This is a genomic window from Neptunomonas japonica DSM 18939, from assembly GCF_000422765.1.
GTDB classification, from domain to species: Bacteria; Pseudomonadota; Gammaproteobacteria; order Pseudomonadales; family Balneatricaceae; genus Neptunomonas; species Neptunomonas japonica.
Genome location: NZ_AUGR01000010.1, coordinates 44,537 through 69,232, shown reverse-complemented (window position 1 = coordinate 69,232; position 24,696 = coordinate 44,537). Strand labels below are relative to the sequence as shown.

At 44.4% G+C, this 24,696-nt stretch carries 24 protein-coding genes; 5 read left to right on the top strand and 19 right to left on the bottom strand.

Annotated features, from left to right (window positions below; all coding sequences use genetic code 11):
- Positions 1–124 precede the first annotated feature (124 nt).
- From etfB to gbdR, 7 genes are all read right to left on the bottom strand, one after another.
- Positions 125–934 carry an electron transfer flavoprotein subunit beta gene (gene etfB / locus G511_RS0108210; RefSeq protein WP_084629043.1) on the bottom strand — a complete coding sequence of 270 codons (810 nt, stop codon included), beginning with the start codon at positions 932–934 and terminating at the stop codon, positions 125–127.
- Positions 924–2,216: an electron transfer flavoprotein subunit alpha gene (etfA, locus tag G511_RS22195; RefSeq protein ID WP_036551674.1), complete on the bottom strand. Its 1,293-nt coding sequence runs from the start codon at positions 2,214–2,216 to the stop codon at positions 924–926. The genes etfB and etfA overlap by 11 nt, the downstream gene beginning before the upstream one ends.
- Complete coding sequence (locus G511_RS22190; protein WP_051221730.1) at positions 2,216–4,162, bottom strand: (Fe-S)-binding protein; 1,947 nt, start codon at positions 4,160–4,162, stop codon at positions 2,216–2,218. The genes etfA and G511_RS22190 overlap by 1 nt, the downstream gene beginning before the upstream one ends.
- A gap of 216 nt (positions 4,163–4,378) precedes the next feature.
- Complete coding sequence (locus G511_RS0108195; protein ID WP_028469214.1) at positions 4,379–6,454, bottom strand: NADH:flavin oxidoreductase; 2,076 nt, start codon at positions 6,452–6,454, stop codon at positions 4,379–4,381.
- A gap of 173 nt (positions 6,455–6,627) precedes the next feature.
- A complete protein-coding gene (locus G511_RS0108190) occupies positions 6,628–7,158 on the bottom strand; it encodes a 4-vinyl reductase (RefSeq protein ID WP_028469213.1) in 531 nt (176 codons plus the stop codon).
- Positions 7,159–7,256: 98 nt separating this feature from the next.
- Positions 7,257–8,234 (bottom strand): dipeptidase, encoded by a 978-nt coding sequence (locus G511_RS0108185; RefSeq protein WP_028469212.1) that lies wholly within the window; start codon positions 8,232–8,234, stop codon positions 7,257–7,259.
- A gap of 269 nt (positions 8,235–8,503) precedes the next feature.
- Entirely contained in the window at positions 8,504–9,739 is a 1,236-nt protein-coding gene (gbdR, locus tag G511_RS0108180; RefSeq protein WP_028469211.1) for a choline metabolism transcriptional regulator GbdR, read from the bottom strand.
- A gap of 477 nt (positions 9,740–10,216) precedes the next feature.
- On the opposite strand from gbdR, the gene G511_RS0108175 reads away from it, so the two are divergent.
- The gene (locus G511_RS0108175) at positions 10,217–10,447 is read left to right on the top strand and encodes a VF530 family protein (RefSeq protein WP_028469210.1); all 231 of its coding nucleotides are present in this window, start codon (positions 10,217–10,219) and stop codon (positions 10,445–10,447) included.
- 53 nt (positions 10,448–10,500) lie between these two features.
- On the opposite strand, the gene G511_RS22185 is transcribed toward G511_RS0108175, so the two are convergent.
- The 5 genes from G511_RS22185 to G511_RS0108150 all read right to left on the bottom strand — a co-directional run bounded on the left by G511_RS22185 (position 10,501) and on the right by G511_RS0108150 (position 14,901).
- Positions 10,501–10,953, bottom strand: a complete 453-nt coding sequence (locus G511_RS22185; protein WP_169565741.1) for a c-type cytochrome — start codon at positions 10,951–10,953, stop codon at positions 10,501–10,503.
- A 269-nt stretch (positions 10,954–11,222) separates the two neighbouring features.
- Complete coding sequence (gene htpG / locus G511_RS0108165; RefSeq protein WP_028469209.1) at positions 11,223–13,160, bottom strand: molecular chaperone HtpG; 1,938 nt, start codon at positions 13,158–13,160, stop codon at positions 11,223–11,225.
- Positions 13,161–13,250: 90 nt separating this feature from the next.
- Positions 13,251–13,703 carry a PaaI family thioesterase gene (locus tag G511_RS0108160; protein WP_028469208.1) on the bottom strand — a complete coding sequence of 151 codons (453 nt, stop codon included), beginning with the start codon at positions 13,701–13,703 and terminating at the stop codon, positions 13,251–13,253.
- Positions 13,703–14,179, bottom strand: coding sequence for a PaaI family thioesterase (locus G511_RS0108155; protein ID WP_028469207.1), 477 nt, complete (start codon positions 14,177–14,179; stop codon positions 13,703–13,705). The genes G511_RS0108160 and G511_RS0108155 overlap by 1 nt, the downstream gene beginning before the upstream one ends.
- The gene (locus G511_RS0108150; RefSeq protein WP_028469206.1) at positions 14,176–14,901 is read right to left on the bottom strand and encodes a DUF599 domain-containing protein; all 726 of its coding nucleotides are present in this window, start codon (positions 14,899–14,901) and stop codon (positions 14,176–14,178) included. The genes G511_RS0108155 and G511_RS0108150 overlap by 4 nt, the downstream gene beginning before the upstream one ends.
- A 58-nt stretch (positions 14,902–14,959) precedes the next feature.
- Here G511_RS0108150 and G511_RS0108145 point away from each other — a divergent pair, with 58 nt between their 5' ends.
- Entirely contained in the window at positions 14,960–15,871 is a 912-nt protein-coding gene (locus G511_RS0108145) for a DMT family transporter (RefSeq protein ID WP_245573855.1), read from the top strand.
- 72 nt (positions 15,872–15,943) lie between these two features.
- On the opposite strand, the gene luxS is transcribed toward G511_RS0108145, so the two are convergent.
- Together luxS and G511_RS0108135 are read right to left on the bottom strand one after the other, a co-directional pair.
- On the bottom strand, positions 15,944–16,456 hold the full coding sequence (luxS, locus tag G511_RS0108140) for an S-ribosylhomocysteine lyase (RefSeq protein ID WP_028469204.1): 513 nt from the start codon (positions 16,454–16,456) through the stop codon (positions 15,944–15,946).
- Positions 16,457–16,628: 172 nt separating this feature from the next.
- On the bottom strand, positions 16,629–18,110 hold the full coding sequence (locus tag G511_RS0108135) for a protein adenylyltransferase SelO (protein ID WP_028469203.1): 1,482 nt from the start codon (positions 18,108–18,110) through the stop codon (positions 16,629–16,631).
- Between the two features lie 202 nt (positions 18,111–18,312).
- Here G511_RS0108135 and G511_RS0108130 point away from each other — a divergent pair, with 202 nt between their 5' ends.
- A complete protein-coding gene (locus G511_RS0108130; protein WP_028469202.1) occupies positions 18,313–18,636 on the top strand; it encodes a DUF3301 domain-containing protein in 324 nt (107 codons plus the stop codon).
- Between the two features lie 34 nt (positions 18,637–18,670).
- Here the strand turns inward: G511_RS0108130 and G511_RS22180 are convergent, their stop codons facing one another.
- Both G511_RS22180 and G511_RS22175 read right to left on the bottom strand, forming a co-directional pair.
- Entirely contained in the window at positions 18,671–19,201 is a 531-nt protein-coding gene (locus G511_RS22180) for an immunity 22 family protein (RefSeq protein WP_051221726.1), read from the bottom strand.
- Between the two features lie 60 nt (positions 19,202–19,261).
- A complete protein-coding gene (locus G511_RS22175; protein ID WP_084629042.1) occupies positions 19,262–19,747 on the bottom strand; it encodes a paraquat-inducible protein A in 486 nt (161 codons plus the stop codon).
- A gap of 291 nt (positions 19,748–20,038) precedes the next feature.
- Between G511_RS22175 and glpD the strand changes: the two genes are divergently transcribed.
- Positions 20,039–21,565, top strand: coding sequence for a glycerol-3-phosphate dehydrogenase (glpD, locus tag G511_RS0108115; RefSeq protein WP_028469201.1), 1,527 nt, complete (start codon positions 20,039–20,041; stop codon positions 21,563–21,565).
- Positions 21,566–21,592: 27 nt separating this feature from the next.
- Here glpD and G511_RS24900 read toward each other — a convergent pair whose 3' ends face one another.
- From G511_RS24900 to G511_RS22165, 3 genes are all read right to left on the bottom strand, one after another.
- Positions 21,593–22,516 carry an AAA family ATPase gene (locus tag G511_RS24900; protein ID WP_342664788.1) on the bottom strand — a complete coding sequence of 308 codons (924 nt, stop codon included), beginning with the start codon at positions 22,514–22,516 and terminating at the stop codon, positions 21,593–21,595.
- A 63-nt stretch (positions 22,517–22,579) separates the two neighbouring features.
- Positions 22,580–23,065 (bottom strand): AAA family ATPase, encoded by a 486-nt coding sequence (locus G511_RS24895; protein WP_342664787.1) that lies wholly within the window; start codon positions 23,063–23,065, stop codon positions 22,580–22,582.
- A gap of 56 nt (positions 23,066–23,121) precedes the next feature.
- Positions 23,122–24,042, bottom strand: a complete 921-nt coding sequence (locus tag G511_RS22165; RefSeq protein ID WP_084629041.1) for a YiiX/YebB-like N1pC/P60 family cysteine hydrolase — start codon at positions 24,040–24,042, stop codon at positions 23,122–23,124.
- Between the two features lie 136 nt (positions 24,043–24,178).
- Here G511_RS22165 and G511_RS0108100 point away from each other — a divergent pair, with 136 nt between their 5' ends.
- On the top strand, positions 24,179–24,676 hold the full coding sequence (locus G511_RS0108100; protein ID WP_028469200.1) for a retropepsin-like aspartic protease family protein: 498 nt from the start codon (positions 24,179–24,181) through the stop codon (positions 24,674–24,676).
- The last annotated feature ends 20 nt before the right edge of the window (positions 24,677–24,696 follow it).

Below are 24,696 nucleotides of genomic sequence, written 5' to 3'. Positions count from 1 at the left end.
CTCAACATTGGATTGACGCTTTTTGACAAGGCCCACACATAATATTGTAAATTTTGTGAGCAAATATAACTATATAATGACTTTTTAGCGACCATAAGTGATCGCTAATTATCAGTAAAGACGATTAACGCAACACGCCTTCTTCCAATAAAAGGTCAAATATAGCCTGCGCTTGTTCAGTTACTGGTTCATCTTTTAAAACTTTTCCTCCACTACCCTGCGGTTTTGCCGTTGCTGCTTTAAAACGATCAGCTGCCGTTTTTGCCTTAACAACTTTTAGCCGCTTAGGTCGCTTACGCGCGGGTAACTCGCTCCATTCACTTCGCACAGCGTCCGCATCACTGCTAGCCTGTTGTTGCTCTATTAATGCACGGCTAGCAGGACCAAATGCACTTTGGCGTGGTTCTGCTGCGGCATTATCAACACTGGCAATAAACGGCAAACGCACCGTCAAGGCTCGGCGCTGTCCTCGTGGTAGAGCCTGCAGTACTTCGGCCACACCCTCTTTAATGGATACTATATTGGCGATACGCGGCACCACCGGCCAGCCCAACTTTTCAGCCAATAAATAAGGCACCATTCCTGAAGATTCACCACTTTCGGCACGTACACCCGTTAATATAATATCAGGCGCATGCTTACGTAAGTATTCAGTCAAGGGACTAACTGCATCAGCGCTCTCACGTAGCTGTATTACTCGTACAGACTCTAGCCCCATCCCCGCATAACTACGCAATGCAGATTGTTGAGAGTCCCCTGCATGCAATACTGTTAGGTTTTGTTTTCCGCGCCCTGCTTCAGCCACGGATAAACCCAACTCAACGGCTCTGCCATCCTGCTCTGCACGACGGGCCCGCCCTGACGTAGGGTGCTTGCCCACAGAAATTAATGAGACTATTTTTAAATCCATCGAGGTATTAGCATCAAGCAGCATCTTTGGCTCCCTCTTTTTCAGCGCTGTGATTATGCGAAGCTTGTTGGCGATGTGTAGCAACCAGGTTTACTAGCTCATCTAAGACTTTTTCAGCATCCCCAATCGTGCTTAAGTCAGCACGTTTTACCATGTCACAACCTGCATCGGTATTGATCGTGACAACCTTGTCACACTGACCAATCCCTTGCATATGCTGTATTGCACCCGAAATACCTACCGCTAAGTATACGCGTGCAGTCACCCATGTTCCTGAGGCACCTACTTGGCGAAAACGTGGCATATTGCCATCATCTACGGCTACACGGCTTGCACCTTCCGTTGCTCCAAGTGCTTTCGCTGTGGCATGAAATTGATCCCAATTTGTAATGCCGTTACCTGCCGCCAAAATGAACTCGGCTTCAGCTAACGGAATAGCATTAGGATCAACCGCCACTTGCCCTAGATCATGCAACTCTGGTAACACCGACTGAACGGGTGCCCACTCAACCGGTAGCGCTTCATGTCGGGTTTCATCAATAGGATTAGCACACTCTTGTGCCAACATCAGTAAACGAGGCGTATCGCGCGTTATATCTATTGAACCACTTGCGCCACGGCAGATGGTCGTTTCAGTATTCACCTGCCACGCTTGTGTAGCGGGTCTCTCTCCCAAACGTGCAGCCAAACGCGACCCTAAATCAGTGCCGCCATGGACACTATCAGGGAACAACCAGTACTGAGGTTTAATACGTGCTTCTACTTGCTCTAGTGCAGTGACTTGTTGCTCAGGGCAGTAACCTTCATATTCACTGCCATCAAGTAATAACAAGCGATCAACACCGGCCTTATCAAAACTATCTTCTTTACTAGACCCAAAGACAACCGCCATGACAGCGCCAAGCCCTGTACTGTCGTTTTCCATCGATCGAGCCAGTTGATGTGCTTGCCCTAGAATATCTTTATCATGCGCAGTCAATCGGCCACCGACCATGTCAGGCACCACAACAATCGTGAAAGCGGGTTCACGGACTTGATGCAATGGCAGTAACACCTCTTGGCTACTTTGTGCATTACGCCGGCCAGACATGGCAACCGCATTACCTTTGAGCCTATCGATACGTTTAATGCCATTCGGGCCAATGAAGCCCACTGAATGAGGGTTCTTGCGTAACAAACCAGAAGGCCCACGCATTTCACCTACCTGCATAGCAACAGTGCTATGCAGTGGGTGTAAACGGTTACGTGCGATTCTTTCGCCGCGCGGGTCTCTACGAAGAATATCCGAATAGTCAGAATCAGACATCAGAACGCCTCCTCAAGCTGACTTTCCACGTTATTCTCTGCCTCATCTTCAAGTAATACACCAGCCAAAATCTCAGCGATATCTTTTACTTGAGGACGCGGCTCAACCACACCTTCGAGCATGGCTGTACATTGCTGACAACCGACGGCTATCAATTCTGCACCTGTTGTTTGTACGTCTTCCATACGCATATCGGCAATACGACGCTCTCCCGGTATATCAGTAATCGGAGCACCGCCACCACCGCCACAGCAACGTGAACGAAATCCTGAACGTTCCATCTCGGCAATCTCAATACCCAGTGATCGTAATAACTCACGTGGAGCTTCGTATTCGCCGTTATAACGTCCTAGGTAACAAGGGTCATGATAAGTGACCTTTCCACCTTTGAAGCGGCTCAACTTAAGTTTACCCGCTTGCACTAGTTCATTTAGATAAGTGGTGTGATGTAAGACTTCAATATTGTCGAATAAGCCGTCAGCAAAATCAGCGTATTCATTACGTAAGCAATGATAAGCATGAGGGTCGGTGGTCACGATACGTTTAAATTTATATTGGCTTAAGGCTGCAATATTACGCTTAGCGAGACTTTGAAAAGTGGCATCGTCACCTAAACGTCGTGCGACGTCACCGCTGTCTAATTCCTCATCACCCAGTACGGCAAAGTCCACATTAGCGGCTTTAAGCAAGCTTACGAACGCGCGTAAAATACGCTGGCTACGCATATCAAAGGCACCATCAGAGACCCAAAAAACAACATCCGTTTCTTTAAGATCTCGTAATAGTGGCAAATTTTGATCAGCAGCCCAATTGGTACGGCTCGCTGGTGCGTTGCCGTTAGGGTTATCTGTTGCTATGAGGTTATCCAGCACTTGAGCACCCTTATTAGGCGTGCTGCCCGTTTCCATGGTAAGAAAACGGCGCATATCAACAATCGCATCAACATGCTCAATCATCATCGGGCACTCTTCAACACAAGCACGGCAAGTAGTACAAGACCACAAGGTGTCTGGATCAATTAAGCCTTCTGTAATAGTTAATAATGGGCCTCCATTAGCTTGCCCAACCTCTTTACCTGGATAGGGGCTTCCGGCGTAGCGAGCATCACTGCCACCCGCCATACCGACAACCATATCTTGAATTAATTTTTTAGGATTTAGCGGCTGTCCGGCTGCAAACGCTGGGCATACGGCCTCACATTTACCGCACTGCACACAAGCATCAAACCCTAATAGCTGATTCCATTTGAAATCTTCAGGCTTTTGTACGCCCAATACTCGCTGATCCAGCGCTACCGGCTTAAGCCCAGTTGAGCGTCCGCCACCAAAGCGTTCGGGACGACGATGAAATGCTAGGTGAAGCGCTCCCGCAAAGGCGTGCTTCATCGGCCCACCCCACGTCATTCCAAGCAACATCTCAGACAACCCCATAGCAATAAAAATGCTTAGAACAATTGTCAGTAGCAAGCCACCCGCAACTTCAGGTAAAACACCTGCCATCGGCAATGTAAGAATAAAAAAGGCACTAGAGAAGGCAAGTAAACTTTTAGGTAGGCGCATCCACGGGCCTTTTGATAAGCGGCTCGGCGGATTCAAACGACGTTTAAAGACAAAAACAGCACCGATAAACATCAATGCTAAAGAGGCAAGCAGCGCCCAGGCTAAAATTTGGCTCTGAACCCCAAATAAATGGACTAAAATAACCAACAACAACGACAGCACAAAACCGCCGCCAGTGGCCGCATGCGTTTTAGACATATACTTGTCGCGCTCTACAATATCGTGCAGATCATGTAGATAACGACCAGGCATCGCCATTAAACCAGCAACAAAATCTACTGATTCAGGCTGCCCAGCTCGCCACAGGTTCACTCGGCGTACAGCACCCACCGCGGCGAGCAATAACGCCGTCGCGATAAGAAAGGGGTGTAACCACTCAAAAGTCATAATTCACCCTCATCAAACAGGTGGATGGGCAGTGAAATCTACCCTGTTATTTTTATCAGCTCCGGTTTGGAAGCTATCGTTTAAATACGTCTGTTAGCAGACCACGCTCAAAGCGTGATGAACGCAAATAGTGCAAAGCACGTATCGACGAGCGGTGCATAAAGCACCACGAGCCGGCTATTAAGTACTAAGCACTATCAAGTGCAATAGCTCTGATCAGAGATCCTTGCACAGGCGTAACGCATCATAAATTGCTGCATGAGCATTACGTTGCGAGACACAATCACCCAAGCGCCACAGAATCATATTGCCATGCTTCTCTTCAGCAGAGAGAGCTAAAACAGGCTGTGGTGCAGCATCAAACAGTGCTTCGTTATCCAGCTGCCCCTTGTTACATGAATCTTGCTTCAGCGCGTAATACAACTCTTCGTTTGGACGGATGCCATTCTCAACGACAACCTGATCGACCACACGCTCCTCTTTCTGACCGGTATACTCGTTCTCTAGTACGGCCACTAGGTTGTCACCTTCGCAGTAAACACTCATGAGCAGCATGTCAGAAGTCATAACGACCTCTTTTTCGTACAAGTTACGGTAGTAAGTTGGGAATGTGGTGCCACCAATACCGACACCTGGCTTGATATCATCAGTGACTAACTCAACTAATGAGCCTTTTGACGCAAGATAGTCTGCTGCCGACATACCGGAGAATTCACAAATGGTGTCGTAGATCAGCACATTTTTACCAGGCTCTACCTTGCCCATTAGAATATCCCAGCTAGAAACGCACAGCCCTTCTTCTGCACCCCATCCTGCTTCTTGATCAATAAACGGACGGCCACCGGTTGCCAAAATACACACATCGGGTTTTAGCTCATGGATAAGATCGGTATCAGCACTGGTTCCTAATCGAACATCAACACCTAAGCGCTCTACTTCCATTGCTAGCCACCGAGTAATACCTGCCATCTGATCACGTTGTGGCGCTTTTGCAGCAATAACAACCTGACCACCCAGCTCTTCCTGTTTTTCAATAAGCGTCACATCATGGCCACGTTCAGCAGCGACACGTGCAGCTTCTAGGCCACCAGGACCACCACCAACAATCACAACTTTACGCTTAACACCGGTGGTTTTCTCGATGATGTGCGGCATCCCCATATGCTCACGCGAGGTAGCAGCATTTTGAATACACAGAACATCCAGACCCATATATTGGCGGTCGATACAATAGTTAGCACCGACACATTGGCGAATCTGATCGACTTGATCGTTCTTTATTTTTGCAATGATATGCGGGTCAGCAATATGCGCACGCGTCATACCCACAAAATCAACATATCCCGCTTCCAGTATACGTTTAGCCTGGTTTGGGTCTTTGATGTTCTGCGCGTGAATAACCGGCACATCTACTACTTCTTTAATACCAGCAGCAAGATGCAGGAATGGCTCAGGTGGGTAGCTCATATTAGGAATAACGTTTGCCAGCGTATTATGGGTATCACAACCAGAACCCACTACACCGAAGAAATCTAGCAAACCGGTATCATTGTAGTACTTAGCAATCTGTTTAAGGTCTTCGTGGCTAAGGCCATCTGGATGGAATTCATCACCGCACATACGAATACCAACAACAAAGTCACGGCCTACTTCTTCACGTACAGCTTTTAGTACTTCAATACCAAAGCGCATACGGTTTTCTAAACTACCGCCCCATTGGTCGGTACGCTTATTTACACGCGGTGACCAAAACTGATCGATCATATGCTGATGTACGGCAGATAACTCAACACCATCTAAGCCACCTTCTTTGGCACGACGAGCGGCTTGCGCAAAATCACCAATAATGCGCCAGATATCTTCTTCTTCAATGGTTTTACATGTAGCGCGATGAACAGGCTCACGAATACCCGATGGCGACATCAGGTTCGGCCAATCACCACCATCCCAACGGGAGCGACGTCCCATGTGGGTAATCTGAATCATAATCTTACCGCCATGCTTATGCACCGCATCAGCAAGATTTTGAAAATGAGGAATAATACGATCAGTCGACAGGTTAACTGAGCTCCACCAGCTTTGCGGGCTATCTATCGATACCACACTGGAACCACCACAGATCGACAAGCCACAACCACCTTTGGCTTTCTCTTCGTAATACTTAACATAGCGTTCAGTCGTCATTCCGCCATCCGTTGCATAAACTTCGGCGTGCGCAGTACTCACTATACGGTTACGAATAGTCAGGTTATTAATTTTTAGCGGTTCAAACAGGATATCAAACTGGGACATGATCGTACCCCACCTTTACAGATTGACAGGTCACACAGAGCAGAAATTATTAGCCTGATGACCCGTTTCGATTTTATTATTGGCGCAGACGGTTCTTGGCTGCGTTAACTCTTTTAAAACTTAAAAGACAATTGAAAACATTCGTGGTGTTTTCAACACCCTTTCATCGCTTGTTATAATGGCGCTACTTCAAAGTACCCGACATCACAGCCTTCTTCTGCAGCACACTGAGTCTGAACGGCTTTAGTGCGCACTTCATAACCTAAGCTTTCTGCGATCTGATCCATTGCTCCGGCAAACCATCCCGTAAACATATAGTCAACTTTACGATTCACTTTTCCGTACTGATAAACAAAAGCAGAGTTTTCCAAGCGTACTTTGGCGGTACCTTTTTCAAGATCGAGTTCTTCAGTAATAAAGAAGCCCCAACCACGTTGCGATAAACGCTTCATGTAGTGCTCGAATACATCAGCACCAGACATACCGTGTTCAGCTGCTTCTTTCTCGCACCAGTAATGAGCTGATTTATAGCCTGCTTTATAGAGAATATCGGCGTATTTCTCAGCACCGATCTCTTCCTCAATACCCATATGATTGTTCACAAAGAAGTGACGCGGCACATATAACATCGGCAGCGCATCAGTCGTCCATACTCCGGTTTCATCATTAACATCAATTGGCATTTCTGGTGCGTGTACGCTCATTTCTTCTAACCTCAAAATTCTTTTTGTTTTAATTCTTTGTGCTAATTCTTAATGCTAGCGCCACATCGCCAAGCAGTGCAGCGTCAGTATGTAGGTGATCAAGCGCCCCAAACATCCTTGAGAAGCGTGACCCAGTTTTCGCCCATAATTTTGCGCACCTGTGTTTCGGAGAAACCACGACGCAACAATGCTTCGGTCAGGTTAGGGAACTCACCAACCGTGCGAATGCCTTCTGGGTTGATAATCTTGCCGAAACGCGTCAAACGGCGCGCATAGCCTTTATCGTGAGTCAGATATTCAAAAAAGTTCTGGTCTTGACCTTGAGTAAAGTCCGTACCGATACCAATGCTGTCTTCACCGACAATATTGTAGATATACTCAATCGCTTCTACGTAATCTTCGATAGTTGAGTCAATACCGTTTTTCAAGAAAGGTGCGAACATGGTGACGCCAACAAAACCACCGTGATCTGCTATAAACTTCAGTTCAGCATCTGACTTATTACGAGGATGATCTTTTAAGCCGGTAGGTAGACAGTGTGAATACGCAACACGCTTCTTCGATTCGAGGATAACTTCTTCAGAGGTCTTAGCACCCACGTGAGATAGATCACACAAGACGCCAACACGATTCATTTCAGCAACAATTTCACGACCAAAACCAGACAAGCCACCATCGCGTTCGTAGCAGCCAGTGCCTACCAAATTCTGCGTGTTGTAACACATCTGAACGATACCAACGCCGAGGTCTTTGAATACCTGCACATAGCCAATCTGGTCTTCATAGGCATTAGCATTCTGAAAGCCCATCATGACGCCGGTTTTGCCTTCCTGTTTAGCGCGATGAATATCAGCAGTGGTGTGCACTTTAAGAAGCAGATCACTGCTGGCCTCAATTAGCTGGTTCATCTCAACAACATTATTCACCGTATTCTGGAAATTCTCCCAGAAGGAAACAGTACAGTTGGCAGCAGTCAGCCCACCTTTTGACATGTCTTCAAAAAGCTCACGATTCCATTTCGCGCAGATCAGACCATCAATAACAATGGCGTCTTGGTGCAGTTCAGCAGCGTTCATTTTTTCTATCCTTCTATCCCGGGCTTTTCGCTTATTACTCAGCCCTGATTCAATAACACCTCAACAGATACGTTTGCTGAAGTGAGGGACAGACCGAATACATCAATCTCCCCAACATTCAGGCCAGTGTAAAATTTCATGGGGATCATCAAGACGCTGGAAGCGACTCTCTTGTTACCAAAACCGTCACTTGTGATTTGTTGTGAAATAAATGCAGCTGGATTCTGGATAGATGAGAACGAGATACAACTAAGTCCGAGCAGACTTAGTTATTTTTTAATGCGAACACTACCAAAAGTTGATTCCGAGCGCGCTTGCGCTAATGCATCACTCGCCGTTGAATCGCGTTTTCCTTCCTGCTGAGGACTATTTTTCCTGTTCTCTGAGGGAGAGCCAGACTCTTCTTGGTGGGCACCCGATAACTCACTGTCTTGCACTCTTAGCTGCCGTCTTTGCGGCAGCTCTTCTTGAGGAACTTGCGCTATTGTGGGCGGCACATTTTGCTTCACGCTTTTAGCACGCGAATTACCTGAGCGCTCTTCACTCGGAGGAACCCCCATCTGCTCTCGGTAGCATTTACTAAAATGAGGAGTAGAAACAAACCCACACGCAGTAGAGACTTCAATAATGGGTAAGTTACTTTGTTTTAGTAATTGGCGTGCCCGTAGTAAGCGCAATTTCAGATAGTACTTTGAAGGGGAGCATTGTAAGTATTTTAAAAACAATCGCTCTAATTGACGCCTAGAAAGGCCCGCATAATGCGCCAGCTCATCCATATCAATTAGCTCTTCCAAGTTGGCTTCCATCAGCCCCACTACTTCAACCAACTTAGGCTGCGTCGTGCCGGAAACATACTGTAACGGGACCTTTTGCTTATCTGTTTCGCTGCGAATACGGTCGCAGATGAACATTTCTGAAATCGCTGTACATAGCAATGTTCCATGTTCTTGCTTGATCATATGCAGCATCATATCAAGCGGCGCTGTTCCTCCCGTGGAGGTCATGCGGTCACGGTCAATACTAAAAAGGCGATTAGAACAACTGACTCGAGGAAAAGCTTCTTGTAACGCGGCAATATACTCCCAATGAGCGCTACAATCATAACCATCTAACAACCCAGCTTCTGCAAGAACATAGGCACCGGTACAAATAGCCCCTAAGCGACAACCTTTACGACCCTGCACCTTAAGCCAATTGAGCTGAATTTTTGTAAAGGCACGCGTAACATTAAGCCCACCGGCTACAATAATTGTATCCAATGATGCCGCATTAAATAGGCTGGAATCAGGTGTTATCCGAATGCCATCGCTTGCACTAACCGGTAGGCCTTCTTCTGTAAGAGTAAACCACTCATACAGCGTCTCCCCACTCAACTGGTTAGCCATACGCAAAGGCTCAACAGCGGAGGCTAGTGATATCATCGTGAAATTATTGAGTAACATAAACCCAATTTTTTTCGTTATGAAGGCACTATCGCCTTGATTATCAATACTCGACTCACTCATTGCTAAACCCAAGCCACACCGTTAATAAACCTACATTACGCTATCAAGAAGCTCGAATAAATGGGTCAAAGACTCACTAAGCTACACATCACTCGTTACCTAAGCTTTATTGAAGTCTTAATTCACAAAGCAGTCTCGATAAATATAATAGAAAAGCCAGAAGCCCGTAATCCCTGGGTGAGGTTCTCTGAGTATGACGTCTCAGATCAAAAATAACCTAGGCTTCTGGTAAAAAGGGTTAAGGACCTGATAATAGCGGCCACACTGATAAGTGCCATGACTGGTGACGCCGAGACATAACCCATTTACGACAGGTTAAACCTAGCGACTAAGCTAAGCGGGTTCATGCAAGATAGGCAGCAATCGCTTATCCAATTGCGTATAATCGGCGTCAACTCTCTACCAATAAGCCTATTGCTGGAAAGTTTTAAATGAAATTTTTGTGATAAAACCATTCGCCTAGGACACACGTTATCAATGAGTGATCAAGAAAATGATATTCAAAAGAACAACCCACTACACGGATTGTCTCTTGAGAAAATAGTTACCGCTTTGGAAGCACATTATGGGTGGGAACAACTCGGACAACTGATCAACATTCGTTGTTTTCAGAGCGATCCGAGCATCAAATCAAGTTTGAAATTCCTGCGAAAAACACCTTGGGCACGCAGCAAGGTTGAAGAATTATATATAAAAACGCGCTTTTAACAGCAGCGTTTACATTAATACGAGCTCTCTAAAACTGACGACTCATTAGCAAATCAGCTGCTTTCGCGAAAACGATCGTGGCAGCTTTTGCACTGTCTAGCGGTGTTCCCGTAAGTAGACCTGAGGTCATTTTTGTCTTCAACCCCTGCTTTTGATGCCAGCTCAGCCGTTGCCTTTATTAAATTCTGCATATACTTATCAAAACGCTCTTTCTGATACCACATTTCAGATTTCAGGCGCGTTGGAAGTTCTGTATTTTCTGTTTCAGCCGCAAAACCTTCGCCAGGCAGTTTAGATAAGACAGAAACAGCCGTCGCACGGCGTTTAAACTCTGCAGCATCATAAGGGATTCGACCCTGAATCATGGCGCCCATTTTTTTAAAGTGCCAGCCCATCGCATTAAAAGCCGCTTGGCGATACTCCACATAATCATCAGAGCGCTGTTCTTGAGCATTACCCAACATAGGCAATAACAATAAGCCTGCACACATTATCAATTTTTTCATTTTAGTATCGTCAGTTTGTGTTACATCGGCATACAGCTGCCTGCAGAGCAGCAATACAATAAAAGTAAACATGAATTGAAGCGAATGATTGAAGCATATTTGCTAACGATTAAAAAGCCGCGCTACCAATCGATTACTCTCATTAGTCATAAAGAATAACCTAACACTGCCATTGAGCTTCTCGGCAGCTTTCATTCAACATGAGGTTCATGCGACTTTCAGGCACAAAAAAGCGGGCAAAAGCCCGCTTTTAAATACTCACCTGAAATTTACTGGCTTAGTTCCAGTAATAGCTTATTCAGACGCGCAACATAGGCTGCAGGGTCAGACAAATGCCCACCTGCTGCTAAATCTGCTTGATCAAAGATGATCAATGCCAATTCACCAAAACGATCTTCATCAGGTTCTTGATCCAATTTTTGAATCAAGGGATGCTCTGGGTTTACTTCAAATACTGGCTTAGAATCTGGAACCGCTTGACCTGCAGCTTCCATAATCTGGCGCATTTGAGCACCCATGTCGTAAGCATTCAATACTAAACATGCTGGAGAGTCAGTTAAACGATGCGTAACACGTACATCAGACACCTTCTCTTTAAGACGCTCTTTCAGGCGCTCAACTAGGCCTTCAGCTTCTTTAGCGGCTTCTTCCTGAGCTTTTTTATCTTCTTCGGTTTCAGTTTCGCCCAGCTCTAGTTCACCCTTGGTGACATCCTGTAGAGACTTACCATCGAAGTCGAACAAGTGGCTCATCATCCACTCATCAACACGTTCAGTCATCAATAATACTTCGATACCTTTCTTGCGGAAGATCTCTAAGTGAGGACTGTTTTTAGCGGTGTTGTAGTTTTCTGCGACCACGTAGTAGATCTTAGTCTGGCCTTCTTGCATGCGGCTAATGTATTCATCCAGAGATGTTGTTGGCTCATCACTGTCTGTATTAGTGGATGCAAAACGCAACAGCTTCATGATTTTTTCACGGTTAGTGTAATCTTCAGCTGGCCCTTCTTTGATTACGCTACCAAACGCTTTCCAGAAAGTAGCATATTTTTCTGGCTCATTTTTAGCCAGCTTAGTAAGCATATCCAATACGCGTTTTGTCAGTGCTGAGCGCAACTTATCAACGTTTGGATCTTTCTGTAGAATTTCACGAGATACGTTCAGTGATAGGTTATTTGAATCAACCACACCTTTAATAAAGCGCAAGTACAACGGTAGGAAAGAGTCGGCCTGATCCATTACGAAAACGCGCTGGATGTATAATTTTAGACCGCGTGGTGCATCACGGTTCCACAAGTCGTAAGGTGCAGTTTCTGGCACATACAACAAGCTAGTGTATTCTAGATTACCTTCTACACGGTTATGGCCTACCGTTAGCGGGTTACCAAAGTCATGTGAAATATGCTTATAGAATTCGTTGTACTCTTCTTCAGAAATATCGCCTTTGTTCAACGTCCATAAAGCGGTAGCGCTGTTGACTGTTTCCAGTTCTAGCACAGCTACTTCTTTCTCTTCACCTTCAGCGGCCTCATCTGCAGTGCTTTCTTCACCTAGTGGTGCTTCTTGCATCATCATGACTGGCATAGCGATATGGTCTGAATATTTACGTACAAGATTACGCAAACGCGAACCATCAGCAAACTCTTCTTCGCCTTCTTTCAAATGCAAGACGATTTGTGTACCGCGCGTTGCTTTATCAATCGTCGCAATACTGAACTCACCTTCACCAGCAGAGTTCCAATGAACACCTTCAGCACTAGGAGCGCCGGCAGCACGCGTATAAACATCTACTTGCTCAGCAACAATAAATGCAGAGTAGAAACCTACACCAAACTGGCCGATTAACTGGCTATCTTGCGCTTGGTCACCGGTTAGCTGGCCTAAAAAGCTCGCTGTACCCGATTTAGCAATCGTACCTAGGTGTTCAACAACGTCATCGCGGCTCATGCCCACGCCGTTATCTTCGATTGTGACGGTTTTTGCTTCTGGATCGAAACTAACAGTGACTTTAAGGTCTCCGTCATTTTCGTATAAATCGCCATTAGAAAGCGCTTTAAAACGTAATTTTTCAGCCGCGTCTGATGCATTGGAGATCAGCTCGCGCAGGAAGATCTCTTTGTTAGAGTACAAAGAATGGATCATCAGATTGAGGAGTTGTTTTACTTCCGTCTGAAAACCAAGTGTTTCTTTCTGCGTTTCTGTGCTCATAAATACAGTACCTTATTCTCTTAGAAAAATGATTTTTTCACTTCCTGAGAGATGGGGGCACTGTTTCTCTTTTCAAGGGTATTTTTTAGATTATGTCAGCGATGAGAATGAATCGAGTAAGAAGTGCCCGCGTGCAGACGCAATCGGTTGGCTTTTACGCTCTTGCCAGGCAATGATTGAGCAATTGGCAACCCGGCGCCCCTGTCGCTCCACAGTACACATAGCAAAAGTATCTCTATCTAATCCTGCACGCATATAATCGACCGAAAAATCTATGATTTTTGCAAGCGCTGGGTGTTCTAACTGAAGCGTCAACTGAAAGGCAGCAGTCAATTCCATAAAAGAAGCTATCACTCCTCCATGAATCGCAGGGATAGTTGGATTGCCGATATTATCCACGTTGCGCGGTAAGCGAAAAATCATCTCTTCACCAAAACGCTCACACTGCACACCTAAAACACCGGCATAAGGAATAAGATCAATGACAGGCTGATAATCGCCACTCGCATGCGCTTGGTTGACTCGTTGCTGTAACAGGTCCATTAAACCGTCTCCTCTACGCCATCAACGAGCGCCTTAAAAGCAAGATCAGTATTACCAGCACCAGGACGCATAAAGGTAGAAATAGCATACGCGACGGGTTTACTCGGGTTTTCCTGATACACAGTCGCACGTGTAAATAACACATTGCGGGTGACACGATAGCATTCGGCATGTGCATACATCGGCTGGCTAGTTACTGGGGCCGACATGTAATCGATTCTTAAGTCCAACGTTGGGCATAACTCGTACTCTTTTAATGCCGGAATCGTTGATAAGCTCGTCGCGGTGTCCACCAGTGTTGTTAAAACACCTCCATGCATATAAGTATCTAACTCAGAACTCAGCAGTTGATCCTGCACCGGTAGAACAACCGTGACACTTTTTTCATCTGCTTTTATTACCTGCATTTGCAGCTTACGCATATGCGCTAAAGAACCAAGAAAACGCCGGCATTTACCCAAAATTTTCTCGCTCATAACTTATTCTCAGTCTCTGACGACATCATTAATATATGCAAGGTAGATGAGTTAAACTCACGACGGTAGAGTATATAAGCGATGAAGGTAGCTAGGCCCATAAAGAGTATCGGATTGATAAACCAGCCCAAAACGGCCTGACTAAAGTAAAATGTTCTCAGACCCGTATTAAAATTGTTCGCCGCCTTAGAGGTCATCTTTGCTATTCGCTCAGCAGTAGCTTGCTTTATCTGCTGAGAGGCATTTTCTTCTGGGGAAGGTGCCCCACCAATCATGACCGAAGCAAAACCGTATTGGCGTAAGCTCCATGTAAATTTAAAGAATGCATAGACAAAAAGCACAATTAATAACAGGATTTTAAGTTCCCACTCTTGTCTCGTTGCCAGAACAGCAAAAGGAATATCGGCCACTAAACCTATCGCTTTTTCAGTTGAGCCCAACACTGTCATTAAACCGGCTAAAATCAGCATGGTAGTTGAAGCAAAAAAGGATACACTACGTTCAAGGTTAGCAATGACTGATGTATCAGCAATACGAACGTCGCGCTCCATTAAGCGCAGCATCCATTCTTGACGATACAGATGTAAAACACTAGCCAAACACGGCGTTGTGAAACTCTTACTTTTGGCATAATACATATAGCCACGAAAACAGAGTAAGAACCACGTGAGAGCCGTGAGGTTTAACCAGTTTTGTATTAAAAACGCGGAAATTTCTTCCATTTATCTCTTCCAGCGGGTGTGTAAGCACCCATTGTAGTTGAAGTGTCAGGATTCTCAATTGATCTCATCACCAACTGAAAATATTGGCCTTGGTGCCTTTTATGCCATAGCAACAGCCTTGGTCATGAGTATTGCTGCCGCTTTGATTAAATACACCGCTACACTAATCACTATCGAGATCATTGTGGCAGTACAGTATGCAATTTGCGTGGTATTTATGCTGCCTTGGCTTTTGCAAAAGGGCCTGCGAGGTGTCAAAACAGACAAGCTCGGTTTACATATTATTCGAGCACTGTGTGGCTGGGCATGTTTTTATACATATTACCTAGCCATCGCACACGTTCCACTGGTTGAGGCGGCCTTACTACGTAACGCAGCACCTTTATGCGTTCCTTTTTTCGTGCTGATAATACATAAAGTGAGCTTTGCTTGGGTCCGCTGGATTCCTATCGCTATTGGCTTTTTAGGCATTGGGCTCATCCTCAAACCCGACGGCAACGTTCTTAATATTTGGCACTTAGTTGGCTTTGGCTCTGCCATCACATTGGCAGGGTCAATAATCACAACGCGCATGCTGACACGTACTGAGCCAACAAACCGCGTATTGTTTTACTATTTTGCTCTATCCGCGGCGGCTAGTTTGCCTTTAGCATTGCTTAACTGGCAACCCATTCCGGCAAAAGCATTATTACCTTTGGCTCTGATTGGATTATCAATTTGGTTAACCATGTGGTTATACACACAAGCCTACGTTTATGCGAAAGCGTCTGTTATTTCACCGCTGAGCTATACAGGTGTGGTATTTACGGGATTTTGGGGCTGGTATTTTTGGGATCAAATACCGGATTGGCTATCTTTTGCAGGGGTCGTGTTAGTGGTTGGTGGTGGAATTGGTTCTGTTATATTGGGGTCACAAGCAGATAAACGTAATACGCTATCAAGTAATGTCATTAATAAGCAATCTAACTAATAAACAACCCTACACAACAAAAAAACCAGGCTTTATGTTAAAGCCCGGCTTTATGTAACAACTACAACTTACTTAAGAATGACTTTTTAGAAACTCAGGATCTAGTTTCAGCTCGTCATTACTATTAACTGAAATACCACGCGACTTAATATCAGCAGCAATCAACTTAGCTTCATCCAGAGAGTGCATCGCTTCTGTTCCACACTGATATTCGTTTAGCTCTGGAATATCACTCTGAGCTTGAACTTTTTCTACATCATCCATGGCAGCCAACCAAGCATCACCTACTTTTTTCTCATCGGGCTGGCCAATTAAGCTCATGTAAAAACCAGTACGACATCCCATTGGCGAGATATCGATAATTTCTACATTATCGCCATTAAGGTGGTCACGCATAAAACCTGCAAAAAGATGCTCCAACGTATGAATACCGCGCTCACTGAGAATCTCTTTATTTGGCAAGCAAAAACGTAAATCAAACACGGTGATAGTATCACCGCTCGGTGTTTGCATCGATTTAGCCACACGTACAGCCGGGGCGTGCATACGGGTATGGTCAACAGTAAAGCTATCAAGCAATGGCATGAACTTTCCTCAAAAACGCTATTAGTCACTCACAATGAAACAATTATCCCAATGGAATGACTGTTTAATCAACTTATTTCATTAACTTAAAACAACATCTCAGCATCATAAAAGATGAAACAGACCATTTGTTACGTATCCTTTCAAGCTTAGAGAGTCACCATGAGAGCCATTACGATGAACAACTAAGGCTAATACCTCCGGCCCATTCAGGCGGCTGTCCAGCATAACGTGCGTATTCATCCTTCGTATCAAAAGGATATCGAACCACACTCTGTAAGGTATTTACCAAGCGATAATCTCCATTGTTAGCCTCACGTATCGCCTCTTCAAGCATATAACTGCGTAATAGATAACATGGATTTACGCTGCGCATCTGTTGCTGGCGACTGGTAAAATCTATACCTTCCTGCTCAGAACGCTGTGTATAAGCCAGCAGCCAGTCAGTCGCCGCTACAGGGTTACTAAAATGACTCAAGCACTGGTGTAGCGTTGCATCATTATCCGATTGTAAGTCACATAGATCACGTAAGAATCGATTAAGGTCAATACGCTGTACTGTTGCTAATCGAATGAGCTGGTCAATCAACACATCATCATCTTCTTTCTCACTCAACCAACCTAAACGTAGGCGCATTTGTTGCGTGTACGCTTTTAAATACAGGTCTTTGTATTCATCTAAAGCAGCGACGAGCTCATCACGCTCAATGAGGGGTAACAAGGCTTGTGCTAAACAAGACAAATTCCACAGCAAAACATCTGGCTGGCGCTTAAAAGCGTATCGGCCCTCATGGTCGGTATGATTACTGACAAAATCCGGTTGATACTGATCCATAAATACATAGGGCCCGTAATCAAAAGTCTCACCCAAGATAGACATGTTATCAGTATTCATGACGCCATGAACAAAACCGTACACTTGCCATTTAGCGACCATCAGGATTGACCGATCACGAATCTCTTTAAACATGGCAAGGTAAGCTGTGGCTGGATTATCAGCTTGTTTTTTACATGTAGGGAAGTAGCGATCCAAACAATAGTCAGCTAACGTTTTAAGACTGTCATGTTGCTGGGTGTAATAAAGATGCTCAAAATGCCCAAAGCGAATATGGCATTGGGTAACACGCAATACTTTGGCACAAGGCTCCATCCCTTCACGCATGGTGTACTCTTCACTACCGACAAGGCACAGTGCTTGTGTTGTGGGAATACCCAGCCCCTGCATTGCAGCACTAATCAAATATTCACGGATACTTGAACGCAGCACTGCACGGCCATCGCCAAAACGAGAGTAAGCGGTCTTGCCTGCGCCTTTAAGGTGCAGATCCCAACGCTCACCTTTACTGTTAAGCACTTCGCCTAATAACAAGCCGCGACCATCACCTAAGTCCGGGTTATATTGCCCAAACTGGTGCCCTCCATACTTCATCGCGAGAGGTTCACTACCTTGCAAAACGTCTCCGCCACCAAAGAAACGCGCTAAATCAGAAGGCTGTACTGAACATGGGTCTAAGTCCAGTATTGTGGCTACATCAGGATTGAAGCTAATGAGGTGTGCGTTCTTTAATCCGCTAGGGTCTACTCGATGATAAAAATGATCAGGAAAATCAAGATAAGTATTTTCCAGTGTTAATTCATTTATTGTTTTTAGCATGCCCCGCTTCATAGCAACCTTCACTCTTAACGCCACAGTATGTCTTCACCTTTTACTGGAACATACCATAGCATTTTACTCAACTACTAGCATCACAGACTCTTGCTTACGCCCCAGTACAATCAAACGATTCAGTTTTCAGCCTTTATTTTCAAAGACTTTTACCTCAAACTGATAAAAAGCCTATTGAAGTATTATTGCTATGTTTATAGAGTTTTCTGATCTGTTCTGGTTCACCTTGATTTGCCTTTGCCTATGGTACTGGTGGTCAGCACAGCAAGTGAAAGAGATTGCACTCAATGCAGCACGCAAACGCTGTAAAGAGATGTCATTACAGTTATTGGATGAAAGTGTCAGCTTAAGGGCGCTCTGGTTAAAGCGAGATGACAATGGACAATTGAGAATATGGCGGCGCTATATATTTGAATTTTCCTCAACAGGTGAGGACCGCTACCAAGGTAAAGTGATTATGCTGAGCCTACGTATTACACATGTAGAACTTGAACCGCATCGCCTCAACGAGTGATGCGGTATTCAATGAGCGCTCTTACTGACAAGTATTAGCTAGGCTCAATAGGGTTTTCAGCATCTTCTTGATCGTAACCCTCTTCATCTTCTTCAAAATCTTCGACGTCATAGACATTCTCTGCTGCATCATCGTAATCAAACGCACCTAAAAAAGTCATATACTGATCTTTTTCTACTCCCGAAATTTTGAGGCTATATTCAACCTCAAACAACATGATGATCCAGCTAACTTCTTCAAGCTTTTTCTTTCTGGCCTTACTCATCAAGGTTTCGATATATGAAGTAGAAAACGAGCACTCACCTGCCGCCACTTCAATACTAACTCGCCCCTCTTCAGCACCATTAGTTTCTAAGTTTTCAGGCATGAAATTTTTAAGATTAAAGTTTTTAGACCAGGTATTCACCGCTCGGGTATTGTTTTTACTGAATGTCTCTTCAAAATAATCATCAGGGACATCTGCATAAGGGTGTTGTGATGCCCATACTGACACTTTATATTTCTTAGTAAAGTCGTGGCCTTTATCAGCTTTAAGCGTTTTTTTTCTTGCCTGTTTATCTGTCACATTATCTTCCTAAATAGCTAACATAAGGGCTCACTATTGCCCCTGCTAAAGTGTATTTATCTACTGCTTATTAATGTGTATCTCTTGCTGCTCCGCGGGCATGCTATCCATCAAACTTACCACTCTTGCCGTTATATACATTGTTAGCACTACAGCTGCGGTAAAAGCATACAGGCCAAAGCGCATCTCTACACTCGCTATCGCACCCAGTTTAACGGCAACCACCAATATCGCCACAACAAAAACATCTAACATCGACCACTTCCCGAACAAATGCATCCAATGTAAATACTTATCTAGATGCACACCGCCCTGCTGCTTAGCACTCAATAACTTATACAGCACCCCCATCTTTAACAGCGGCAATACAACGCTAAACCCCGTAATCACAATAAATAAGAAGTACTGCTGTTCTTGTAATAAACCCAAAGCACCACTTAGCACTGAGAAGGTGTTTTCCAACAATAAAAACTTCGTCATTGTAATAATTGGCGTTACCAGTCCCGCAATAAAAACAACCAGCGTAATCGCCAGAAAAATTCTCAAACGTAAGGTTTGTGTTGGAAAAAAATGTGCGATATTAATCTTTTATATTCCTATATTTCATCATTCTAATAGAGGTACACGGGTAGTTGTGAATGCCCGTCAACCCAAAGCAAGCTAGTATTAGTGGAGTATTTTAATACTTCACGGTGAGGGTCACCAGAGCTTGATTCTTTCGCATGATATTTAATCGTATATTCATAGTATTTAAGATAAAACATACTTTAAGCGCAACGTTTCTGGCATGTCATTCGCAATACAAGCCATCACCTATAGCACAAAGGTACTCTACATATGAGCGATGAAGACTCGACCTATGACCTGTTAGTGATAGGTGGTGGTATCAACGGCACAGGGATTGCTGCTGATGCAGCTGGGCGAGGTTTAAAAGTCATGTTATGCGAGATGAATGACCTAGGCTCAGCAACGTCATCTAGCAGCAGCAAACTCATTCATGGCGGCTTACGTTATCTTGAGCACTATGAGTTTCGACTCGTAAAAGAGGCGCTTGCCGAGCGTGAAGTATTGCTAAAAAAAGCACCTCATATTATCTGGCCACTGCGCTTTTTATTGCCACACCAACCACACTTGCGCCCAGCATGGGTGATTAAAGCAGGTCTTTTTCTGTATGACCATCTAGCCACTCGAACCACATTAGGCGCTTCTGAAAGTGTCGATTTTGGAGCTAATAGCCCTCTGCACTCAGACATGAGGCATGGTTTTGAGTATTCTGATGGCTGGGTAGATGATGCACGCTTAGTGGTTTTAAATGCGGTAGCCGCGCGCGATGCAGGTGCTTGTATTCAAACTCGCACCCGCTGCATAAGCGCTAAACGTAACGCTGATCACTGGATAATCACTTTACAAAACACGTTTAACTTAGAGCTACAAATCGTCACAGCAAAAGCCCTTATTAATGCCACAGGTCCTTGGGTAACCGAGCTGTTTTCAAATGATGTTATACAACTAGCTCCTTCAACTGACTCTGCATCAAAAAAAATTCGATTAGTAAAAGGCAGTCACATTATTGTTCCTAGGATACACGATGGTCCTGAAGCATTTATTCTACAAAACAAAGATGAGCGCATAATTTTTGTAATCCCTTATGAGGATAAGTATTCACTTATTGGCACAACCGATGTCGAGTACGAGGGGGATCCTTCAAAGGTTTCTATTAGCAAGGCAGAAATTGATTATCTCATCACAGTGACAAATGAATACTTCAAAACTCCGATAAGTGCTAACGATATCACTTGGAGCTACTCTGGTGTACGGCCTCTTTTGGACGATGATGAATCTGATTCAGCCCAAGCAGTGAGCCGTGATTATAGCTTTGAGATCGACACCACAGGAGATGGCGCACCTTTGCTCTGTGTATTTGGTGGAAAAATCACTACCTATCGAAAACTGGCCGAAGCTGCCGTCAATACACTCAGTGATTTTCTCAATGCGACAGGCCCAGCTTGGACAGAGGAGGCACACCTACCTGGCGGTGACTTTAAGGATCATATTTCGCTTTCAAATGAGGTGCAGCGACAATATCCTTGGCTACCTGATAAGCTACGCACTCGCTATATGCGCACCTACGGCACTCTTGTATATACTTTTTTACACAACACAACATCACTGGAAGATTTAGGTGAGTGCTTTGGCGCAAATTTATATGCCGCAGAGGTCGATTATCTAACCCATTATGAATGGGCACTATCTACTGAAGATGTGCTTTGGCGTAGAACTAAACTGGGGTTGAGCCTCAATGATAAGGAGGCAAACCGCCTCAGCGAATACCTAAAAGTACAGCTTAGTCATAAAGAGTCTTAAGCATAAGAAGCTCCAATCGTAAGAAAGTTAATCGCAAGGAACCGTACGATCTTGAGCCCAGTGGCGTAATGAGGCTATTTGCTCAGACATTACGATAGACAATGGCCGCGTTTTACGAAGTTCATTCATCAATAACTCCTGCGAAAATGAAACCCCTTGAGCATGTGCAGAGTAATATGCCGAGATCACGGACTGTTCTATTTCAGCACCCGAAAAGCCTTCACTAATATCAACTAAACGCGCAAAATCAAACAACTCAGGCGATTGCTTTTGGCGCTTCAAATGAATATCAAAAATGGCAAAGCGCACTTCCTCAGTAGGCAAGTCAACGAAGAATATCTCATCAAAGCGACCTTTACGTACCAACTCAGGAGGAAGAGCAGTAATATCATTCGCCGTTGCCACTAGAAACACAGGTGCTTTTTTCTCGGCCATCCATGTTAATAAGGTAGCCAAAACCCGCTTAGCAGGGCCACTATCATCACCACCGCTAACAATGCCTTTTTCTATTTCATCCAGCCATAAAACACAGGGGGACATCACTTCTGCTGTTTTTAAGACATCTCTGAGATTTTTCTCTGTTTCACCATAATATTTGTTATATAAGGAGCCAAAATCTAAACGTAGTAGTGGTGCCTGCCATGCTCCAGCGACTGCTTTTGCCGCCAAGCTTTTACCGCAACCCTGTACTCCCAACAATAGAACACCCTTAGGGGCAGGCATATGCGCGACCTGAGCATCGCCTGTGAAAAATGCCTTACGCTCACTCAACCATGTTTTGAGACGAGCAAAACCTGCGATATCTGAAAACTTGGCGGTATCATATTCAAAATTCAAATTCCCATCATCGCTAAGCAATTCATACTTGGCTTGCGTAACGCTCGGTATATCACTGTGTGTAATAGCACCATCATCATAGATAGCGTTGCGCGCTAATCGCCTAGCATCCATGTGTGATAACCCAGTGAGATTGCTAACTAATAATCCCAAAGTTTGATTATCAGTCTGTACTCTTTAGCCACTTTGTTGCGTCCATTGACGCGCCTCTTCCCTAACAATCTGTTCCAACTCAACTTTATTCGGTAATGACATTTCCAGTTTTGCACTCAGCTTTCTGAGCTCTACTGGAATATCAAATGCATGGCTAATGAGTATTAATGTATGACCTAAACGCTCAAAATTAAGTGCTATATCTTTGAGTAAACGCACATGCAACGGGTCATCAATAAAAGGATGGAAGTCAGCCAATACATACACACCAGACACTCGAACAGACTTAATATGCCCCAGAGCATCTGTAGGCTTAGAAAAAAGTTTTTGCGCAGCCATGGGTTGATCAAGACGCTCAAAACCTTCTGTTAAGCTCCATTTAAAGATAGGACGCTGCAATACTGAATGCATTCCTGTAATCATTGAAAGCGCTTGATTCTCTTCATCTGTTTCAATAACGATCAAAGGCGTACGTGATTTAACAAGAAGTTCGATCTGGTGCTGGCTCATTAATAAAGTCTCTAATATAGACTGAACAGGTTGTTTGTTAATATTTCTTTGACAGACTATTCACTAACAGCACTTGCAGGTTTAACACTGCTATTTTCTGCAACGTCGACCTTCGCACTTTCAATCACCGCATTCTCATTTACTTTGTTTTTGTGCGCTGCTGGAGTGCCACTCTCTACTTCAATTAGCGGCTCTAAAGGCTCAGGAAGTATCACATTGCTCCCTGGTAGTGGATCTCCCCAGCAAACAATGTTGTGATAATTGAAGCCTTTTTCCAACATAGGCTTAATCACCTTGAAATAAGGTGACACATCAAAATCTCTTGGTGTAAATAGACTGGAATGGCGACTGTAAAGCATTCGTTCTCTCTGGCCGACCTCTTCACCATTAACTACCGACGGTAGTATAGGATAGTGCACAGACTGAAAAGCTTCCGCTATTAGTGAAGAACAAATAGCGCGCGTTGGATCGCCACTGCCCAATTGGAGTAACTTCCTGCGCCAACGCGTGGGGACTGGGGGGGTAGGAAAAAGGTAACGCGCCAGATCAAAGATATTCTTACGATCGTATTGATCACCTAAACGCGAAACTAAATACTTAATAACATCATCAATTTCATGTGCTGAAAGACCTGATGGCCGGCAAATGCGTGTGTGCTGGTCATAATAGATGCTTAAAGGAATAGCCCTTACACCTTCAATAATATCGGCCTCTATTAGGGTTCTAGCTTCATCGGGCTGATCCATTAAGTCCATGCTGTCGCCGATATACACCGCAGCATGTGACCAAGTAGACTGAGTAAGATACTTAATGGCAGTACTCACACGACTGGTGCCTTCTACTAGCAGCACATCACCTTTCTTAATGCTCGATGCCAATCTTTCTGGTGAACTTGTAGCTACAAATGTATTGTCGTCTCGTGGAGCCGATAAATACTCAGCCAGCATAGATCCAACATTTTCCAACATAGGCCGCATAATATCTCCATATATAGTATTACCCGATACTTATTAGAGTATAGACTCTAGACTCCTGTTCAATGAACTTTACTAACAGATAGTTTTCTAATAATGCAGACCAAAAGAGGACAGATAAATTACTACTATAGATAAGATGTCTAGCATTATGCGCTACTTAACCTGGTTGATTGCACTGGCTCTGCTGACCATGTTGTTTAATAATTGGTTAGATGAACAACAAAACCCTAATGCGGCGCTAGCCTCGGTTAATGTTAATGTTGATATAGACACTCCAGTTATCCTTAAAAGAAACAGACAAGGACACTATATTGCATCAGGGCTTGTGAATGAGCAGCCTGTTGTTTTTTTGCTAGATACTGGCGCTACCGTCATTAGTATTCCTGAAAATATAGCAGCACAGATGGGCCTAAAAAAAGGAACCCAGGTACAGGTTGGCACTGCCAACGGGTCAATTAAAGTTTACTCAACCATATTAGATAGTGTGCAACTCGGGCACATCGTACTGAAAAATGTAAGAGGCCATATAAACCCGTTTATGAATGGTCAAACAGCCTTATTAGGAATGAGCTTCCTTAAGCACCTTGAGTTACAACAATCGGGTGACACATTGAAGTTAAGTATTCCAAACTAGCTCCCTCTCCCACAAAAAAG

Bases quoted from the DNA above. Each gene is read 5' to 3' on its own strand.
- G511_RS0108190 (WP_028469213.1), bottom strand. From the start codon at position 7,158: ATGAGCGTACACGCACCAGAAATGCCAATTGATGTTAATGATGAAACC.
- G511_RS0108160 (WP_028469208.1), bottom strand. From the start codon at position 13,703: ATGGACCTGTTACAGCAACGAGTCAACCAAGCGCATGCGAGTGGCGAT.
- gbdR (WP_028469211.1), bottom strand. From the start codon at position 9,739: ATGAGTGAGTCGAGTATTGATAATCAAGGCGATAGTGCCTTCATAACG.
- luxS (WP_028469204.1), bottom strand. From the start codon at position 16,456: ATGCCATTGCTTGATAGCTTTACTGTTGACCATACCCGTATGCACGCC.
- G511_RS0108155 (WP_028469207.1), bottom strand. From the start codon at position 14,179: ATGAGCGAGAAAATTTTGGGTAAATGCCGGCGTTTTCTTGGTTCTTTA.
- htpG (WP_028469209.1), bottom strand. From the start codon at position 13,160: ATGAGCACAGAAACGCAGAAAGAAACACTTGGTTTTCAGACGGAAGTA.
- G511_RS0108185 (WP_028469212.1), bottom strand. From the start codon at position 8,234: ATGAACGCTGCTGAACTGCACCAAGACGCCATTGTTATTGATGGTCTG.
- etfB (WP_084629043.1), bottom strand. From the start codon at position 934: ATGCTGCTTGATGCTAATACCTCGATGGATTTAAAAATAGTCTCATTA.
- G511_RS0108135 (WP_028469203.1), bottom strand. From the start codon at position 18,110: ATGCTAAAAACAATAAATGAATTAACACTGGAAAATACTTATCTTGAT.
- G511_RS22185 (WP_169565741.1), bottom strand. From the start codon at position 10,953: ATGAAAAAATTGATAATGTGTGCAGGCTTATTGTTATTGCCTATGTTG.
- G511_RS22165 (WP_084629041.1), bottom strand. From the start codon at position 24,042: ATGCGGCCTATGTTGGAAAATGTTGGATCTATGCTGGCTGAGTATTTA.
- G511_RS0108100 (WP_028469200.1), top strand. From the start codon at position 24,179: ATGTCTAGCATTATGCGCTACTTAACCTGGTTGATTGCACTGGCTCTG.
- G511_RS24895 (WP_342664787.1), bottom strand. From the start codon at position 23,065: ATGAGCCAGCACCAGATCGAACTTCTTGTTAAATCACGTACGCCTTTG.
- G511_RS24900 (WP_342664788.1), bottom strand. From the start codon at position 22,516: ATGGATGCTAGGCGATTAGCGCGCAACGCTATCTATGATGATGGTGCT.
- glpD (WP_028469201.1), top strand. From the start codon at position 20,039: ATGAGCGATGAAGACTCGACCTATGACCTGTTAGTGATAGGTGGTGGT.
- G511_RS0108130 (WP_028469202.1), top strand. From the start codon at position 18,313: ATGTTTATAGAGTTTTCTGATCTGTTCTGGTTCACCTTGATTTGCCTT.
- G511_RS0108175 (WP_028469210.1), top strand. From the start codon at position 10,217: ATGAGTGATCAAGAAAATGATATTCAAAAGAACAACCCACTACACGGA.
- etfA (WP_036551674.1), bottom strand. From the start codon at position 2,216: ATGTCTGATTCTGACTATTCGGATATTCTTCGTAGAGACCCGCGCGGC.
- G511_RS0108195 (WP_028469214.1), bottom strand. From the start codon at position 6,454: ATGTCCCAGTTTGATATCCTGTTTGAACCGCTAAAAATTAATAACCTG.
- G511_RS0108150 (WP_028469206.1), bottom strand. From the start codon at position 14,901: ATGGAAGAAATTTCCGCGTTTTTAATACAAAACTGGTTAAACCTCACG.
- G511_RS22190 (WP_051221730.1), bottom strand. From the start codon at position 4,162: ATGACTTTTGAGTGGTTACACCCCTTTCTTATCGCGACGGCGTTATTG.